14 protein-coding genes are annotated in these 18,013 nt (G+C 43.2%); 7 read left to right on the forward strand and 7 right to left on the reverse strand.

Annotation, left to right across the window (positions count from 1 at the left end):
* Nucleotides 1-248: 248 nt before the first annotated feature.
* Genes KYS23_RS15310 through KYS23_RS15320 form a run of 3 tightly spaced genes read left to right on the forward strand, consistent with a single transcriptional unit; the run spans nt 249 to nt 4,532 of the window.
* Nucleotides 249-2,075: an assimilatory sulfite reductase (NADPH) flavoprotein subunit gene (locus KYS23_RS15310; RefSeq protein ID WP_159533244.1), complete on the forward strand. Its 1,827-nt coding sequence runs from the start codon at nt 249-251 to the stop codon at nt 2,073-2,075.
* Nucleotides 2,075-3,793, forward strand: a complete 1,719-nt coding sequence (cysI, locus tag KYS23_RS15315) for an assimilatory sulfite reductase (NADPH) hemoprotein subunit (protein WP_218397657.1) — start codon at nt 2,075-2,077, stop codon at nt 3,791-3,793. The genes KYS23_RS15310 and cysI overlap by 1 nt, the downstream gene beginning before the upstream one ends.
* The gene (locus tag KYS23_RS15320; protein WP_159533240.1) at nt 3,786-4,532 is read left to right on the forward strand and encodes a phosphoadenylyl-sulfate reductase; all 747 of its coding nucleotides are present in this window, start codon (nt 3,786-3,788) and stop codon (nt 4,530-4,532) included. The genes cysI and KYS23_RS15320 overlap by 8 nt, the downstream gene beginning before the upstream one ends.
* A gap of 53 nt (nt 4,533-4,585) precedes the next feature.
* On the opposite strand, the gene KYS23_RS15325 is transcribed toward KYS23_RS15320, so the two are convergent.
* Nucleotides 4,586-5,386, reverse strand: a complete 801-nt coding sequence (locus KYS23_RS15325; protein ID WP_232370689.1) for a TIGR03899 family protein — start codon at nt 5,384-5,386, stop codon at nt 4,586-4,588.
* A 247-nt stretch (nt 5,387-5,633) separates the two neighbouring features.
* Between KYS23_RS15325 and KYS23_RS15330 the strand changes: the two genes are divergently transcribed.
* Nucleotides 5,634-7,868 (forward strand): bifunctional diguanylate cyclase/phosphodiesterase, encoded by a 2,235-nt coding sequence (locus tag KYS23_RS15330; protein ID WP_159533237.1) that lies wholly within the window; start codon nt 5,634-5,636, stop codon nt 7,866-7,868.
* Nucleotides 7,869-7,872: 4 nt separating this feature from the next.
* Here KYS23_RS15330 and KYS23_RS15335 read toward each other — a convergent pair whose 3' ends face one another.
* Entirely contained in the window at nt 7,873-8,451 is a 579-nt protein-coding gene (locus KYS23_RS15335; protein ID WP_218397656.1) for a uracil-DNA glycosylase family protein, read from the reverse strand.
* Between the two features lie 115 nt (nt 8,452-8,566).
* Between KYS23_RS15335 and KYS23_RS15340 the strand changes: the two genes are divergently transcribed.
* Nucleotides 8,567-8,881: a pyridine nucleotide transhydrogenase gene (locus KYS23_RS15340; protein ID WP_159533233.1), complete on the forward strand. Its 315-nt coding sequence runs from the start codon at nt 8,567-8,569 to the stop codon at nt 8,879-8,881.
* Between the two features lie 52 nt (nt 8,882-8,933).
* On the opposite strand, the gene sthA is transcribed toward KYS23_RS15340, so the two are convergent.
* The 3 genes from sthA to KYS23_RS15355 all read right to left on the reverse strand — a co-directional run bounded on the left by sthA (nt 8,934) and on the right by KYS23_RS15355 (nt 13,217).
* Nucleotides 8,934-10,361, reverse strand: a complete 1,428-nt coding sequence (sthA, locus tag KYS23_RS15345) for a Si-specific NAD(P)(+) transhydrogenase (RefSeq protein WP_159533231.1) — start codon at nt 10,359-10,361, stop codon at nt 8,934-8,936.
* 170 nt (nt 10,362-10,531) lie between these two features.
* Nucleotides 10,532-11,659 carry an acyl-CoA desaturase gene (locus KYS23_RS15350; RefSeq protein ID WP_159533229.1) on the reverse strand — a complete coding sequence of 376 codons (1,128 nt, stop codon included), beginning with the start codon at nt 11,657-11,659 and terminating at the stop codon, nt 10,532-10,534.
* A gap of 238 nt (nt 11,660-11,897) precedes the next feature.
* Entirely contained in the window at nt 11,898-13,217 is a 1,320-nt protein-coding gene (locus tag KYS23_RS15355; RefSeq protein ID WP_218419276.1) for a DsbA family protein, read from the reverse strand.
* A 323-nt stretch (nt 13,218-13,540) separates the two neighbouring features.
* Between KYS23_RS15355 and fabR the strand changes: the two genes are divergently transcribed.
* Complete coding sequence (fabR, locus tag KYS23_RS15360; RefSeq protein ID WP_159533225.1) at nt 13,541-14,161, forward strand: HTH-type transcriptional repressor FabR; 621 nt, start codon at nt 13,541-13,543, stop codon at nt 14,159-14,161.
* 131 nt (nt 14,162-14,292) lie between these two features.
* Here the strand turns inward: fabR and trmA are convergent, their stop codons facing one another.
* The gene (gene trmA, locus KYS23_RS15365) at nt 14,293-15,387 is read right to left on the reverse strand and encodes a tRNA (uridine(54)-C5)-methyltransferase TrmA (RefSeq protein WP_218397654.1); all 1,095 of its coding nucleotides are present in this window, start codon (nt 15,385-15,387) and stop codon (nt 14,293-14,295) included.
* 157 nt (nt 15,388-15,544) lie between these two features.
* Between trmA and KYS23_RS15370 the strand changes: the two genes are divergently transcribed.
* Complete coding sequence (locus KYS23_RS15370; RefSeq protein ID WP_218397652.1) at nt 15,545-16,822, forward strand: DUF5610 domain-containing protein; 1,278 nt, start codon at nt 15,545-15,547, stop codon at nt 16,820-16,822.
* A gap of 36 nt (nt 16,823-16,858) precedes the next feature.
* Here KYS23_RS15370 and KYS23_RS15375 read toward each other — a convergent pair whose 3' ends face one another.
* Nucleotides 16,859-17,323: an RNA recognition motif domain-containing protein gene (locus KYS23_RS15375; protein ID WP_159533220.1), complete on the reverse strand. Its 465-nt coding sequence runs from the start codon at nt 17,321-17,323 to the stop codon at nt 16,859-16,861.
* Nucleotides 17,324-18,013: the final 690 nt, after the last annotated feature.

An 18,013-nucleotide genomic window follows, 5' to 3' on the forward strand; every position in this document is an offset into this window, starting at 1 on the left:
TGAGTCGAGCTCGTGGTTGCTTAAAACCTCTTTATTAATGCTTATTTTTTTGTTTTATAATTTATCAATTATGGGTAGGAAAGCAGATAAATACTATCAACCTGTTGTGCAGCCCACAGAAAATAGCCCTGTTTATAATTCAATACTCACTCTTAATCACTTTCAGTAATAAAAAAGTTTCATTTATTCTTTTCTCTTCTTGTAGAAAGTCGTTAGCCTTATGCCCATCGAATTAAGGCTAAAGAATTATGTCACAACAATCGAACAATCCATCGGCTACTGGTGCCGTATTAAATGAACAACAGTTCAATGCAATTACCCAAGCAATTTCTGGGTTAAACCGTGATCAACTGACTTGGATCAGTGGCTATGCTGCGGGTATGGCGGCTGCACAAGGCGGCGCCGTTGCGCCAACCGCTGCCGGTGCAGTAGCACCAGCGCAGACTGATGCCCCTACACTTACTATTTTATTCGGTTCGCAAACCGGTAATGCGAAAGGTGTGGCTCAACAGTGTCAGGCTAAAGCGGAAGAAGCGGGCTTTAACTCAAAGTTAGTTAGCATGGCAGATTACAAGCCTCGTTCGCTTAAAGCTGAAACCCATGTTGCGCTTTTTGTTAGCACCCATGGTGAAGGCGATGCGCCAGATGATGCAATCGAGCTGCATGAATTTGTTAGCGGCAAGAAAGCACCTAAATTAAGCAACACCAAGTACGCGGTGTTAGGGTTAGGTGATAGTAGCTACGAATTCTTCTGCCAAACGGGCAAAGACTTCGATGAACGCTTAGGCAAACTTGGTGGTACCGAGTTAGTTGCGCGTGCCGATTGCGATGTTGATTATGAAGCGCAAGCTGAAACGTGGTTGAATGACTTAATCGCTTCTCTTAAGGATGACTTTACTGCTTCAGCGCCTGTTGCCCAAGCACTGCAAACCGGCTCAGCCGTGCAAGGCGCACCTGAACAAGCGTATACCAAAAAAGCACCTTTTACGGCAACCTTGCTTGATGCTCAGAAAATTACAGGCCGTGATTCAGTAAAAGACATTCGCCATATTGAAATTAGCCTTGAAGATTCTGGTATTACTTACAAAGCGGGTGATGCATTAGGCGTGTGGTTTAAAAATGCGCCAAGTCTTGTTAATGCATTTATAGATACACTTTCTCTTGATGGCGATGCAGAAGTGAAGGTTGCTGACGCAACGTTGACGTTGCGTGAAGCATTAACCAGCAAGCTTGAGCTAACGCTTAGTTACCCTAACTTCATTAAAGCCTATCAAGCAGCTACTGGCTCTGAAAGCTTAGCCGCGATGATGGAAGATAAAGCGAAATTGCGCACCTACATGGCAGAGCGTCAATTGATTGATATTGTGCGCGACCATCCGGGCAGCTTAACGGCGCAACAACTGGTTGAAGCGTTTCGACCCCTAACACCGCGTTTATACTCTATTGCGTCTAGTCAAACCGAAGTTGAAGACGAAGTTCACCTAACGGTAGCTCACGTAGACTATGAAGCCTTTGGTCATCGCCACCAAGGCGGGGCATCTGGTTTTTTATGTGAATATTTAGAAGAAAACGGTGAAGTAGACGTGTTTGTTGAAAACAACGATCACTTCCGTTTACCTGAAGATGGAAATACACCGGTTATCATGGTTGGCCCAGGTACGGGTATTGCCCCTTTTAGAGCCTTTATGCAAGAGCGTGATGCACAAGAGGCTGAAGGTAAGAACTGGTTGTTCTTCGGTAACCCGCATTTCACGCAAGACTTCTTGTATCAAGTGGAATGGCAAGGTTACGTGAAAGACGGCCTACTAGATAAAATTACTTTGGCTTTCTCTCGCGACCAAGAAGAGAAAGTTTATGTGCAACACCGTTTGCTTGAGCATGGTAAAGAAGTGTACGAATGGCTTCAGCAAGGTGCACATTTTTATGTGTGTGGCGATGCAACCTACATGGCAAAAGATGTGGAAAATGCACTTATCAGTATTGTGCAACAGTACGGCGAAAAATCAGAAGCCGATGCTAAAGCGTACTTAGTTGAATTACGCAAAGCGAAACGTTACCAGAAGGATGTCTATTAATGAGCAATGAAAAATCACCATTTATCGTTGAGGGCAAACTGGCTGACAACGAGCGTTTAAAACGTGAAAGTAACAACTTACGCGGCACTATCGAAACCGATTTAAAAGACGATTTAACCGGTGGGTTCACGGCGGATAACTTCCAACTTATTCGCTTCCACGGTATGTATCAGCAAGACGACCGCGATATTCGCGCCGAGCGTGCTAAGCAAAAACTAGAGCCATTGCACAACGTAATGCTACGTGCCCGTTTACCGGGTGGCGTTATTACCCCTGACCAATGGTTAGCTATCGACAAATTCGCTGCCGATCACACTATGTACGGCAGCATTCGTCTTACTACTCGTCAAACGTTCCAGTTTCACGGTGTATTAAAGCCGAAAATCAAGTCGATGCACCAAATGCTGAATAAAGCAGGAATCGACTCTATTGCCACCGCTGGTGACGTAAACCGAAACGTACTTTGTACCTCTAATCCGGTTGAGTCTGCCTTACACGTTGAAGCATATTCGTGGGCTAAGAAGATAAGCGAGCACTTACTTCCAAAAACCCGTGCTTATGCTGAAATTTGGTTAGACGGTGAAAGAGTGGAAACTACTGAAAAGCCAGTCGAGCCAATCTTAGGTGACAATTACTTACCCCGTAAGTTTAAAACCACCGTGGTTATTCCACCACAAAACGATGTAGATGTTCACGCGAACGATCTTAACTTTGTGGCTATTGCCGAAAACGGCAAGCTGATTGGTTTTAACGTACTCGTGGGCGGCGGCCTTGCCATGACGCATGGCGATAAGAGCACTTTCCCACGTAAAGCCAGTGACTTTGGTTTTATTGGTTTGGATGACACATTAGCCGTTGCTGCAGCAGTGGTAACTACTCAGCGTGATTGGGGTAACCGTGTTAACCGTAAAAACGCTAAAACCAAATACACGTTAGAACGAGTTGGCGTAGATAACTTTAAAGCCGAAGTAGAGAAGCGTGCCGGCGTGACCTTTGGCGACACTCGTCCATATGAATTCACAACCCGTGGCGATAGCTTCGGTTGGGTTGAAGGTATTGACGGTAAATACCACTTAACGTTATTTATTGAAAACGGCCGAATTTTAGATTATCCGGGCAAAACCTTGAAAACAGGGTGTGCTAAAATTGCAAAAATTCATACTGGCGACTTCCGCTTAACCGCGAATCAAAACCTGATTGTTGCAGGTGTACCGGCAGAAGATAAAGAAAAGATTGAAGCCTTGGCTCGTGAGCATGGCCTTATTGCGCCAGAAATTTCAAACCAGCGCCTTGATTCAATGGCTTGTGTTGCACTGCCTACCTGCCCATTAGCAATGGCAGAAGCAGAACGCTATTTGCCTGATGCGGTAACGGAACTGGAAGGCTTGCTAGCGAAGCATGGTTTAGCTGACGACAGTATTATTTTCCGTGTAACGGGATGCCCTAATGGGTGTGGTCGTGCCATGTTGGCCGAAGTCGGTTTAGTGGGTAAAGGCCCTGGTAAATATAATTTCCACTTAGGTGGCGATCGTGAAGGAACGCGTATTCCTAAAATGTATCGTGAAAACATCAGTGAAGAAGAAATTATGGCGGAACTTGATTCATTAATTGGCAAGTGGGCGAAAGAGCGTAACGGTAACGAATCGTTTGGTGATTATGTTATTCGCGCTGAAATTGTCGCACCCGTTGTCGATTCAGCTAGAGACTTTTATGAGTAATTCGACGCGACTTAATAGCAGTCCGTTAACACTTGATATCAGCAAGGAATCCCTTGCCGATATCAATGTTGAACTGGAAGAAATGAGTGCTCAAGACCGTGTTGCGTGGGCGCTTGAAAACTTACCTGACAGTCACATTGTGTCATCAAGCTTTGGTGCGCAATCTGCGGTTATGCTGCACATGCTTACCCAAGCTAAGCCAGATATTCCCGTAGTTTTAACGGATACTGGTTATTTGTTTCCTGAAACCTACAAGTTTATTGATGAGCTTAAAAGCGCATTGAATTTGAACTTGCACGTGTATAGCGCAGATATTTCATCTGCGTGGCAGGAAGCTCGCTTTGGTCGATTGTGGGAGCAAGGTGTTGAAGGTATTGAGCAGTACAACCGAATGAACAAGGTTGAACCTATGCAACGTGCCCTAAAAGACCTTAATGCTGGAACATGGTTTGCGGGTCTACGCCGCAGCCAGTCTGATACCCGCGGCAAGTTACCAGTGCTTCAAAAGGTGGGTAATCAGTTTAAGCTTTACCCTATAATTGATTGGAGCAACAAAGACCTGCACTATTATCTAAAAGAGCATGGTTTGTCATACCATCCTTTATGGGATGAAGGTTATGTATCTATTGGCGATTGGCATACCACACAATCTTTGCAGGAAGGCATGAGTGAACAAGATACTCGCTTCTTCGGGCTTAAGCGTGAGTGTGGGTTACACGAGTTCGGTGACGGTATCTAACATGTCACCTCGCTCGCTTAGCTTACTGAAAAAGGCGGGGCTTAAATAGCGGGTTAATGGATGTTGAAGACTTCGCTTAATACGCCCTTAAGTGCCGATAGGTAAGCTGGGTTTTGTTTTCTTGGTACGAGCTTATAAAGCTCGCTTCCTACCGCGGTAAATTTAAAATACACTAGGGCCACACCTGGCTGCTTACTTTCCAAAGTGAACTGCTCGGCACCACAGCGCCATTTTGTTTGTTGGCCCTCTGCATATTCACCGCTTTCTATCTCACTGGCATAAAGTAGTTTCATATCTTGGAGCGCCAGTAAATCAGGATAGGAAAGGCCGACAGAGGCTAAATTTAACTGTTCTGGAACCGCACGTTTGAAAAATGAAAGTATGCCTTTTTTTCTATGAAAACCGACTAATATACGAGGGATGGTATCGTGTTGCCTTCTACTGGCTATACTGACGGCCTTCGCAAAGACTTTTGCGTCTCTGTGAGTAAGCAATTTCAACATCTGTAAGCTGCGAAGAGAAAAGCTGCCGGGTTTACTTACCTCAACGGCAAAAATCTTGCCCCAAAGTTCCTGCATTCCTGGGCTGTGGATCTCTTCTGCCATGTTGCTAAAGGCAAAAAACCAATCTGGATCAAGCCCATCATTTTCTGATTCGGTTATAGTTACATTTAGTGCTATATTTAAGACAGCCTGGAGGTTTGCGGCTTTTTGTAGTTCAATTATCTGCTTTCTTCGTTCTAACGTGTTTCGTTGGCTTTTTGGATCTTTCGCCATTGATGGAGAAATACCGACACGAGAGAACCAAGAGAGTATCTTTTGCCGTACAAAGTGCGTCGGTGTATCTTGCTGCACGTTTTGAGTGGCACTTTGGTTTGAATTTTCGTTACGGCTAGCCGGCGATGGTTCAGTAGGGCGCTTGGTCTTAGGAAGTGAGCTGGTATAAGGATCAGGGGTTATCTTCATTTTAATATGTAGATTGCCATTAAAAGCATAAACAATAGATTACCACTATTGCATTGCAGTATCGATTTAGCAATTCTGATAAACAGCATACAGACAAAAAAGTATGTATGAATCAGTGACGAGGGTTTAAGCAGTTATGTCGGCAACGGATTACGATAATGATGAACTTATCTTCTTAGATGATGATGGAAGTTCTGATATCGACACTACAATCTATAAGGAATGGAATATTCTCATCGTTGATGACGACGAGGAGATTCATACCGTTACGCGACTCGCGCTCTCCGACCTTATTGTCAATGACAGAAAACTTAATTTCCTTCATGCTTATTCGGCTAAAGAAGCCAAAACCCTGTTGCATGATTACGGCAAAACCATTGCTATCATTCTACTGGATGTTGTAATGGAAACTGACGACGCCGGTTTCGATGTTGTGCGTTATATTCGCGAATCTATGGGGCTAACCGAGCCACGTATTGTCTTAAGAACAGGGCAACCTGGTTATGCACCTGAAGAAGAGGTCATTAAGCTCTACGACATTAACGATTACAAAACAAAGACTGAGCTTACCCGCGCCAAGCTGATGACCACGGTTATCTCTTCTCTGCGCTCGTATCAGCAAATTATGACAATCAATCAAAACCGCGTTGGCTTAGAGAAAATCATTACCTCGTCGGCCAATTTGTTTGAAGAGCATTCGGTAAAAGGGTTTTGCGAAGGGGTTGTCACCCAGATTAGTTCGTTGATTGGATTGGATGCTGAAGGGCTAGTTTGCGCAAGGGCTGGTTCGGTTCTCGATAAAGACGACAACGGTGTGTATATCTTAGGAGCCGCTGGCGAATATGCTTCTTTTATTAATGAGTCTATCGATAACATTAATAACAGCGAAATTGCCGAGCAAGTAGTTCGTTGTCTTCGCCTCAAACGCCATATTTTCGAATCTGATTCATCTGTGCTGTATATTAACCGCTCCGGGTTTGAAGCGGCCGTTTACGTGAATATGGTAAGTGAAATTACTAGCCTAGATAAAAGCTTGTTAGAAGTGTTTTTATCCAGTATTTCGGTAGGCTATGAAAACGTAAACTTGTTTCACCAACTAAGAAACGCTGCCTTTAGGGATTGGCTTACGAGACTTCCCAACCGTAATGAATTTATCAATATGCTCGATAAGCCGCATATTTTTGCATGCGAAAACTGCTCAGTTGCGCTTATTGATGTAAATCATTTTTCAGACATCAACGATGGTTTAGGTCAAGAAGCTGGAAATGAGCTATTGCGTGCTATCAGTGATAGGTTTCAAGCGTGCTTCAATGACTCAGTAAAAATTGGGCGCATTGGTGCGGATGTGTTCGGGCTTATTGGCCCTTCGAATGTGGTTAACCCCGACAACATCAACTCATTGTTTCAATCGTCGTTTAAGGTGAGCGACCATACCTTGCCTGTCAGCGTGACGATGGGGCTATGTCAACTTGACGACAAACGAAATATTGGCTTAGAAATTTTAAAACGCATTAATATTGCGTTAAACCGCGCGAAAAAAAATATCAGCGATAACTTCGAGTATTTTGCTAAAGATATTGAAGACAAAACTACGTGGCGCCTTGAAATGATCCGCCGCTTACGCAGCGACTTCATGGCACGTAAGCTAGAGTTATGGTTCCAACCGCAAGTAGACTTAGGTAGCGAGAAAGTGGTAGGCATGGAAGGTTTGCTACGTTGGCCTGATGGGAAAAACGGCTATATTTCCCCCGCTGTGTTTGTGCCTCTGGCTGAGTATTCAGGTCTTATTGTTGATATTGGTGAGTGGGTACTCGAAGAAGCCTGCCACCGATTGAAAGATTTAAAAGAGGCTAATTTCGGCGACTTAAGGGTGGCGGTAAATATATCAATGCCTCAATTTAGAGATAGGTCGTTTGTTAATAAAGTGCTTGGCACTATTAGCACATCTAAATGCGATCCAAGTTTACTCGAGTTAGAAATAACAGAAAGTGTGGTAATGGATGAACCGCAAATTGTGATAGATGCCCTTAGAACGTTAAAAGAGCATGGTGTTGCCATAGCAATAGATGACTTCGGTACGGGATTTTCGTCTATGAGTTACTTGCAGCAACTTCCATTAGATCGCTTAAAAGTAGATCGCTCGTTTATTCGAGATATTGAACCCGGTAAGAGCGCAGTGCTTGCTGAGACCATTGTGACCTTAGGAAACAAATTAGGACTACTCACTATTGCTGAAGGGATTGAAACCAAGGAGCAAGCTGAGTATATGATTAAACTGGGTTGTAACGAAGCGCAAGGTTTCTTTTACGCTAAGCCCATGCCATTTAATGAATTGATGGATTACCTTGTATCCCAAAAAAACGCGAGCTAACGGTTCACTCAAGTAGTGGCGTTAAGCGTGCTACCACATGGGGTAAATATTCAGTTTCAAACCAAGGATGCTGTGCGAGCCAGCGGTTATTTCTACCAGAAGGGTGGGGCAGCACGGCAAACTTGTTATCACTGTTGTTTTTTATAGCGTTTGTTAGTGTGCGGTGCTTGGGCAAGTAATACTGCTGGGCATATCTACCTACAAGAAGAATTAGTTCTGGTTGAATGGCGTCTAACATCTTATCGTGCCAGGTGGGAGCACATTCTTTTCTAGGCGGCGCATCGGCCCCATTTTTGTAGCCCGGAAAGCAAAACCCCATAGGCATAATCGCTAATTTGTTTTCATCATAAAACGTTGTAATATCGATGTGTAACCACTGCCTTAGCCTTTCACCACTTTTATCACTGAAGGCTTTTGTCTTTTGATGTGCGATTAGGCCGGGCGCTTGACCAATTAGCACAACCTTCGCCTGTGGCCCAATTGAGAAAATTGGGTTTACGCCATAGGGGAGGTGTTCAATACACATTGAACACTGTTTTGCCTCTTTGACTAAATCCTCAAAATTAATTGCTGAATTGCTCATAATATTTCACTTTGTAATATTGCTGTCACATTTCCGTGATCCGATTTGACATTAAAACGTATATACATTATTATTAGATCATCGCAGTAATGAACTGCTGAACAGGAGAAAAACCATGCGTAAAGTAGTACTAGGATTAACCTTAATGTCCGTCTTTGGTATTGCGCATGCGGGCTCTGGCGAAAACCAGCTTTTCGATTGTATGGACGCAAAATCGTTCGAATTGAATAATGAATGTATAGCTGAGAACATCAACAACAACATTCATTTCCGTGATGCACAAACTGATTTGGTAAATGTTGCCAGCGAAAGTCTTGGAGACTACGCAACTGCAACAATGACGTTCGACCAAGAAAAGATGCAGATCGATATCGTAGCACATAGAGATGCGCTTTCAGCGCTAAATACTCTGGCTGCCTACCGAGATTAATCGCACTAAAAAAACCGGCACTCAGTGCCGGTTTTTTTGTGTCCAAATTTCCCTAAAATATTCTATTGAGCCCGTTAATTGCTGCTACGCGATAAGCTTCGGCCATGGTGGGGTAATTAAATGTTGTATTCACAAAGTAGTCGATGGTATTCCCATCACCTTTTTGCTGCATAATAGCTTGCCCAATGTGCACAATTTCAGATGCACGCTCTCCAAAACAATGAATACCCAAGACCTTCTTAGTCTCTCTATGGAATAGAATTTTCAAGCTACCAACTTGTGTTGACGCAATCTGAGCGCGAGCCAAATGTTTAAATTGAGCTCTACCCACTTCGTAAGGGACTTTTGCGGCAGTAAGCTCTTGCTCGGTTTTACCAACCGAACTAATCTCAGGAATAGTATAAATGCCAGTGGGAATATCGGCCACGAGTGCGGTGTGTGTCGTTGCCCCTAACATTGCTTCAGCGGCAAATCGCCCCTGATTGTATGCGGCAGACGCCAAACTTGGGTATCCGATAACGTCTCCTACAGCGAAGATGTTGTCCACTTGGGTTTGGTATTTCTCATTCACACTGAGTTGCCCGCGATTATCTGCTTTGAGACCAATGGCCTCTAAACCCAACATGTCAGTGTTACCTGTACGGCCGTTGGCAAACAATAAGCAATCAGCTTTCATTCGTTTACCTGACTCTAGGTTCAATACTACACTGTCTTCTTTACCCTCCACCGACTTATAGGTTTCGTTATGCCTAATAAGCACGCCGTTATTCCACAGGTGGTAACTTAGCGCATCTGAAATTTCGGTATCAAGGAAAGACAGTAACCTATCGCGCATATTCACGAGGTCGACTTTTACGCCCATTCCTCGAAAGATACTGGCGTATTCAGACCCTATAACACCTGCACCGTAAATTATGATGGATTTAGGATCGTGATCGAGAGATAAAATAGTATCGGAATTGTAAATTCTAGGATGATCAAAATCGATATCTTTAGGCGTGTAAGGGCGTGAGCCGGTGGCGATAGCAATTTGTGCTGCTGTTAAAATATCTTTCGACCCATCATCACGGACAATTTGTAAGGTATTGGCATCTAGGAAGCTGGCTTCACCATGATACAAGTTGACACGGTTTCTATCATAAAAGGATGATCTAAGACGGGTCTGACTTTTTACGACACCACTGGCATGATGCATAATTTCTGCAAAAGTGAGGCTTCGGCTTAAATGGTTATCAGCAAAAAGGGGAGAGCTATTGTATTCAATTAAGCGGCTAACTGAGTGCCTTAACGCTTTAGATGGAATAGTACCCCAATGCGTACATCCGCCTCCCACCGCTTCGTACCTTTCTACTACGGCGACTTTCTTGCCAGCTTTAGCCAACTGCATGGCTACACCTTCGCCCCCAGGTCCTGTGCCAATAACAATGGCATCGTATTGGTAAGAAGGGGTTACTGGTTTGTCTTTTTGCTTTGTCGCCATAACTACATCCTATTTTTGAGTGGCCGCGCTTGTCGTAAAATAATTTCTACTAATATTCTACGTTACTGGGTTTGTAACACTAACTCTAGTGCTAATCGCCAAATAAACAAAACCCACATGTGCAAGGCGCATGTGGGTTCTTAAAATACACTAGGGTGTAGCCAATAATTCTATGCGGCTTGCAGCGAAAGGCTTTGTAATTGAAGCCACTTTTCTTTCTGTAGGGCTAACGCATGCTTAAGCTCTTTGTACTTGTAGGTAAGCTCTAAGCCTTCTATGGTGCGCTTGAGTGATGTTTGTTTTACCTTCATCAAGCGTTTTTTCGCCGCATAGTAGTCAGACATACGTTGCATAAGTAACTCATACTCTTGCTCGATAGTGTGCATTAACTCTTCTGCATTTGGTAGTACAGAGACTTGTTCGCTAGCGCGTTGCAGTTGCATGGCAGCTCTCGCTTTTTCAATACGCTCTTCAGGTACACGACGTAGGTTATGCGTTAGACCCACGTAAGACAGTCCGCGAATTAACCATTTTGTAGGATCGAATTGATACCAACGAATACCGTTGCGATAGTCATATTCAAAAATATGATGGTAATTGTGATAACCCTCGCCGAAGGTAAAAAACGCAAGCACGCCGTTGTCTCTGGCCGTGTTTGAATCAGTGTACGGCTGGTTTCCCCAGAAATGTGCTAAGGAATTGATAAAGAAGGTTACATGATGCACAAGTACCAAGCGCAATACGCCAGCCACTAAAATCATGCCTAGAATGTCGCCATTCAACCAACCCAAAAAGCCAGTAACGCCGAAGTTAGCAGCAAGAACGATAGGTAAATAGTAATTGTGTTGCCACATAACAACTTTATCTTTCTGCAAGTCTTTGCAGTTTCTATAGTCGTCATATCGTTTTTCCTGATACTCGCGGAGCATCCAACCAATGTGTGCAAACCATAAACCGCGTTTTGCAGAATAAGGGTCTTTTTCGTTGTCATCTACATGACGGTGGTGAATTCTGTGATCTGAACTCCAGTGCAAAATACTATTTTGCAGCGCCATTGCGCCACCTATGGCAAGTACTACGCGCACGACAATATTCGCATCATAGGTTTTATGTGACCACAGACGATGGTAACCAGCAGTAATTGACATACCAGTGAAATAAAATAAGAAAATCGCAGTGCCTATTTCCGCCCAATCAATTCCATGATTGATAACCCAAACAGGTACGCCAATAAAGGCGATGGCGCCGGTAATAATGAACACTAAGACATTCGTCAGGATAAGAGGTGGTTTTTTCATTTTCTACAACTCAGCTTACAACTGTGCGCTAATTTATCGTTTTATTGCTCATCAGGCAAGCAGAATGGACAGAAGTTCTGCTTACGTGTGTAAACTTTAATTATAGTAAGCTTCAAGAAATTGCCTACTACACTTTATGCTAAGGAAGTCTTATCGGTGTTTATAAACGAAATTATTGAATTACTTACATCGGTAGGCGCTTCAAGTTGGGGGAGTGGCCAATGTTATGCACTACCCATCACTGTTGCACCTTTATGCGGTTAAGGTTTTGCCGAATGGCATCTTCCATTACGAATAACCTATCTTGTCCCCATACCTGAATATCTTTATATCTGAAAACGGGCACACCCCAACTGCCTTTTTGGTAAATATCCGATTGGTTTGCAGTGACCTCTTCTTTCCAGTCAGTGTTGGCTAAGTGTCGCTTTGCCTCTTGCCAAGATAGCCCTGCGCCTTCCACTATTTTTTTCATTCCGCTGTCTTTATCTGCTCTAACACCGTGTGCATTTACAGACTTCGCAAACGAGAGTAAATAATCCAGATATTTATTATTCGCCCGAGCATAGGCTAGTAACGCATAGCATCGCTCTACACCTTCACCTAACGGATCGGCAAGAAACCCATATTCAATCCCCAGTTTCTGTGCCTCGCGTTTTGTGTCTAGAAAAATATAAATGGCTTTTTTAGGGGGAACATACAACCCACGCATCATCATCGGCAATACAGGTTTTACTTCAAGGGGAATACCGTAGTGAATGGTTAGTTTTACGGCCTGTAACAACGCAATATAAGAATAAGGGCTACGGGCAGACCAAAACAGGGTTAAAGGTTCGGCGCACTTTTTCGTATCTATCGAAAAATTGAGAGGCTGTAGTAGTGAAGTGTAGGTTTTATCAAATTCGATTTGAGTGTTGGGTTGTATGCCATAGCCTTCATCAATAAGTCGACGTTCTAAGTGATCAAGCCTATCCACACCCCAATACCATTCACCTTCGTAAAAAGTCGTGGCGGGCAGATAGTGACCTTTCGAGGAAAGCTGATGTAGGTGTGCTTCAAAGCGTTTTTCTAATGCCGCCTCATCAATGCTAGACGAGGCATCAATATGATCACCTTTCCAATAGGCAAGTAGCAATTCAGCAATGGCTGTCCATGAAGCGCCTTCATCTATTTTTTGCTGAACGGCACAGGACGCAGTAAAAACTGAGCGTGCTTGGTGGGTAATCTCAGTAGCAGAGCACGGAAAATGAAGATGGTAGACGTGGGCTAAATGCATCGCATCATTAATTGAATGCTTATTCCACATAGTTAATTCAGGAAACATCACTGGATCTGAATTGATAATGACGCGAGCTGTAATGGCTACGCGATACTTTTTTTCTAGTGTCGGTAATGCTTGAACAAGTAGGAATGAGTAGGGGTCATCTACTTTTATGAAAATTTCTAATTTAGGTACACCACGCCTAAAAAGGCGTGCACTAGAATAATAGCGGCGTTTAATACTTAGTAGCGTGTTACTCGAAATGAATCGTAGCACGTAGGGCTGAATACTTTTTTTCATTATTGGATCAGTTATTTTCGTTCATGTAGGCCGATAGTCCTATAACCCCATAGTCCAGCATTCCCACAGGAAATAATGAGATAAATTAATTCTGGCTAGGCACTCTAATAAAGTCCCAGTAATGCCTTACAGGAGAATAACGGCTACATGGTTAACAACTTGTTAAGAGTTGAATGTACAGTAACAACAGTTACTATAAAACGCTATGGAGATAATACTAAGTAAGTGCTAATACTGTTTATGCCTAGAGCCGAATTAATTTAAGCTTCTCCCCATAGGCACTCATGGGATAGACTAGTGAAGACTAACAAACTGGTACTATTGTGACTCGTCAGGAACAAAAGCTTAAAACCCGCCAAAATATCATTCATGCGGCATTCCTATTACTGGATGAAAATCGCAGTTTGTCTGCTATTAGTTTACGTGAAGTAGCGCGAGAGGCTGGCATTGCGCCAACGTCCTTCTATCGACACTTCAAAGATATGGATGAATTAGGGTTAACGCTGGTAGATGAAGCTGGGTTAGCCCTTCGCCAATTAATGCGCCAGGCTCGCCGTAGAATAGCTTCAGGTGGCGGCGTAATTCACACGTCAGTTGAAACCTTCATGGAGTTCATTTCAGCAAACAAAAATGTGTTTCGATTATTATTGCGGGAACATACGGGTACGTCAGCGGCATACCGAATGGCGGTTTTTCGCGAAATTCAGCATTTTATTGAAGAGCTAACCGATTACATCATCGAGCAACAAGGCGTGGAGTACAATATTGCGCAGCTGCAAGCTGATGCGATGGTTAGGTTGGTATTTAGTGCAGGGGCAGAAGCGCTAGAGGCTGATACTAAGTTAAAGGTGGAAATTGGTGAAAGGGTTAAAGCCCAATTACGTTTCGTGCAATTGGGCGCAATGTCGAAGCTTTCATCAGAGACATCACCTGACCCAACTTAAGCGTTAGAATTTGAGCTTGCTTCGAAGCCCTCAAGCCATTTATATATGCTGTGAGCCGTCCTAAATAGCGTTGACACTTTTCAAAGCAGGTTTCAAAAGCATCGATAAAACCAATCAAATAAGGCCAAGCGTTACTTTCTGGTGAGTAACACACCCGCTTCAATATGATGGGTAAACGGAAACTGATCGAATAGCGCGGCATTTGCGACTTCATGAGTATCACAAAGCAGGCTTAAGTTTTCAGCTAAAGTTTCAGGATTACAAGAAATATAGATTATATTATCGTACCCTTGAATCATTTTTAATGAATCTACGTCTAACCCTGCACGGGGTGGGTCAACCAATACAGTGGTAAAATTGTATTCAGCTAAGTTGACACCTTCTAAGCGAGAGAAGGTTCTTTCCCCGTTCATTGCTTCGGTAAACTCTTCTGCCGACAATCTCACAATTTTCACGTTATCTAAGTGGTTTGCCGCAATATTGTATTGCGCTGCTTGTACCGAGGGCTTTGCTATTTCGGTTCCTATCACATTGTCAAAATGAACCGCCAATGGCATCGAGAAGTTCCCTGCACCACAATACATTTCTAGTAAATCACCGGTTAGGGGAGCAGAGCATTCAAGTGACCATTCAATCATGCTGCAATTTACTTCTGCATTAGGCTGGGTAAAGCTATTTTCAATATGTTTAAATTCAAACTCACGGCCATTAATAGGTAAGCGCTCTATAATAAAGTCGTTACCCACAATGCGCTTTTGCTTTCTAGCACGTCCAATAATACTTACCGCGGTAAATTGCGTAGATAAAAAGGTGCGAAGCAGTTCAGCTTGTGCTTCCCAAGCATCATCAAGTGGCTTGTGATACAGCAAGCTAATAACGAGTTCGCCGGATAGCCCAGTTAGATAATCAATTTGAAAAAGTTTTTTGCGCAGCAGCTCGTTTGGTTTTAGATAGTCTATTAATTGCAGCATTGCATTATTAATAGTTTCACTTGCTGGTGGAAACGTATCTACGCGATATTTCTCTTTAGAACTTTGATCGAACATGATGTGATAAAGATCGTCACCGTCGTGCCATACGCGAAATTCAGCTCGCATGCGGTAATTTTCAGGTTTAGACGGATGCACCGACAGGGTAGGGGCGTTAAACGGAGCTAGGAGAGTACCTAACCGATCCACTTTCTCATCGAGTTGAGCTTGATAGTCTTTTGCAGTGGTGGTTGTCATGTGGTTCTCCGAACATCATTTAAATAAGGCTGCGAATTGTAGTGCCTTATATTATATGTGCAACGGATAAAACTCACAGAACCAAAAATTTCGTATTAAAATTAAACAATACGTGATTGGTGCCGATAACTTGATTGAGGATAGTGAGGATCAAATTATGAACGTGAGTCAAATTAAGGCTTTCATGGGCGACCAGAAAGTGGATGAAAAGGCATCGGTTCACCCGAATGAAGCTATAAAGAAGCAGCTTCAACAGGAGGGTTTACAACAAGCAGCCGAGTTTACCAAACAGCATTCAGCAACGGTCACCGTGAATAGCACGCAAACCAGTATCGGCTTAAAGGTCTTCAGTGGTAGTTTAAGTCAAAATGTGGTTATTGATGGCAAGCGCCCGAATGAAAGCAAGCAGTCTGAAGACGGCGAAGAAAATAAAAGCTTATTCGATTTCGAGAAAGTCGCACGTAATGTACTTGGGTTCGTGACCGGTGTCATTCAAGGTGCTGCTGACGGTGGCGCTGATGACGATACCCTAAAAGGGTTATTTGGTCAGGCCCGTGAAGGCGTAAGTCGTGGCTTCGCTATGGCTGAAAAGGATCTCGAAGGCTTTATGAATGATGAGATTGAAGAAGGTGTTACTCGTAGCCGTGAAATGATAGATGGCGGCATCGACGATTTAGAACAGAATATCTTCAACCCTAATCCAGTGAGTGTGAGCGAGCTTAACGCGGTATCTGCATCTGATGCTAAATCAGGTAGTTTGCTTATTCGAACCAAAGATGGGGATGAAGTAAACCTTAGCTTTGAAAGTATCAGACAATTTAGTGCTGCTAGCCAGACGTCATTGTATATACCCGCAAATGACGACACCCAAGAGTCTAGTTCGAATACGGGGTCAGTTGTGGTGCAACAGTCCTCTCAATATGAATACTTTGAACGAAGTGGCATCAGCTTTTCGTTAAAGGGTGAAATCGATGAAGATGAAATGACAGCTATTGCAGACCTTGTGGGTGAAGCACAGGACTTAGCTGATACATTCTATAGCGGCGATATGGATAAGGCCTTCGAACAAGCGTTGAATTTAGGTTTCGATGATAAAGAGTTAGTTGGGTATGCATTGCAGTTAAACCGCACTACACAAACCGAAATGGTAAAGGCTTATGAGAACGTTAAGCATTATAGTGAAGAAGGTGAAGCTGAAAACCAATATGGCAATGTAGTTAGCCCAATCGCACAGTATCTAGAAAAGATGATGTCTACATTCGAAAATGCTGAGAATACTTTAAGCTCTGGAGATGACTATAATACCTTACTTGCGGGTATTATCAGTGAAATGAAAGATGTACAAATACCAGATTTAGTATCAGCTATAAATCGCTTCCATACGTTTAATCAAAACTTATTGAACGCAATGCCACAGCAAGCGGCTACGGAATAAAGAAAAAAACCTGGGCTTAAAACCCAGGTTTTTTATTTATGCTTGTTCTACTTTATCTTTAGCTGGCCTAACTTTTAATGTTCGCTCTTGGAACACTGAGTCGTTAGTCTTCGCTATTACTGGGTCAAGATCGCTAGTTAACACTTCAATAAAGCCATAACCTTTTCGCTTGCCAGTTTTTCTATCCTTCATGAGTCGGACAGATTGCACTTCGACAAAACTACCAAAATACTCTTTAACCGCAGATTCGTTTGCACGATACGGTAGATTACCGACATAGAGTGTTTCAGTGGTTGTGCTGCTAGTGGAGGGCGCAGCATTTTCAGAGGGTGAATTGTTAAGGAGTGAAGCTAGCCACGGAGTTAATATACCGCTTACTAATAAAGACGCTGAAACCGTTAACGGCACGTGCGCCTCTATACTAGCTGATGAAAACAACAGATATCCTGCGATTGCAAAGATAGCACTAATAACAGTGCATTGAATAAAGCCTACTTTCATATACCTACCTTTCTAGTGTTTATTATCATAATGAAGGCTGGTCATAGTTTACTCATTTGTAACAATTAGAACAATAAAATGTGAAAGAACTATCCTAAAGACCAATGGAATACACCCAAATGATGTAAAAATGAGCGTTTAAAGGTGAAAATGGTTTTAAATACAAATAACTGTCAAATAACGGTTGATCTTTTACGCCACCTATCTATAATGCGCTCCACGTTTTGAGGGGCTTCAGGCACTCGCAAGACATAGCGCTAAACCCTGATTTAAGACTGGTTAAATAGTTTGAAAACAGGGTTGACATCGGAACTTAACGATGTAGAATGCGCGCCTCGCTTCAAGGAGTTGGTAACAACGACGAAAAAGCAGTTTTTAGAGGCTCTTCGGAGTAAATGACGATTCGAAAAGAAATTTACGAAAAACGTTGACACTAAAAACAAATGGCGTAAAATGCGCATCCGCTTCGAAGAGAAGCGCTCACGGAAAGCGAGAGCTTATAGTGAGGTCGGTAAAATACTTATCGGCACAGCAAGAGAAACGGCACTGCAATATGTAATGTGCGTCCTCCTTGCGCAGAAGTCCCGACCGAAAGCGTCGCGATTCTGCACCTCGTTCTTTAACAATTTATAACAAGACAATCTGTGTGGGCACTCATTAAGAGTGTCACACAACGACGATTCATATTCG

Source organism: Alteromonas lipotrueae, from assembly GCF_019249255.1.
Classification (GTDB): domain Bacteria; phylum Pseudomonadota; class Gammaproteobacteria; order Enterobacterales; family Alteromonadaceae; genus Alteromonas; species Alteromonas lipotrueae.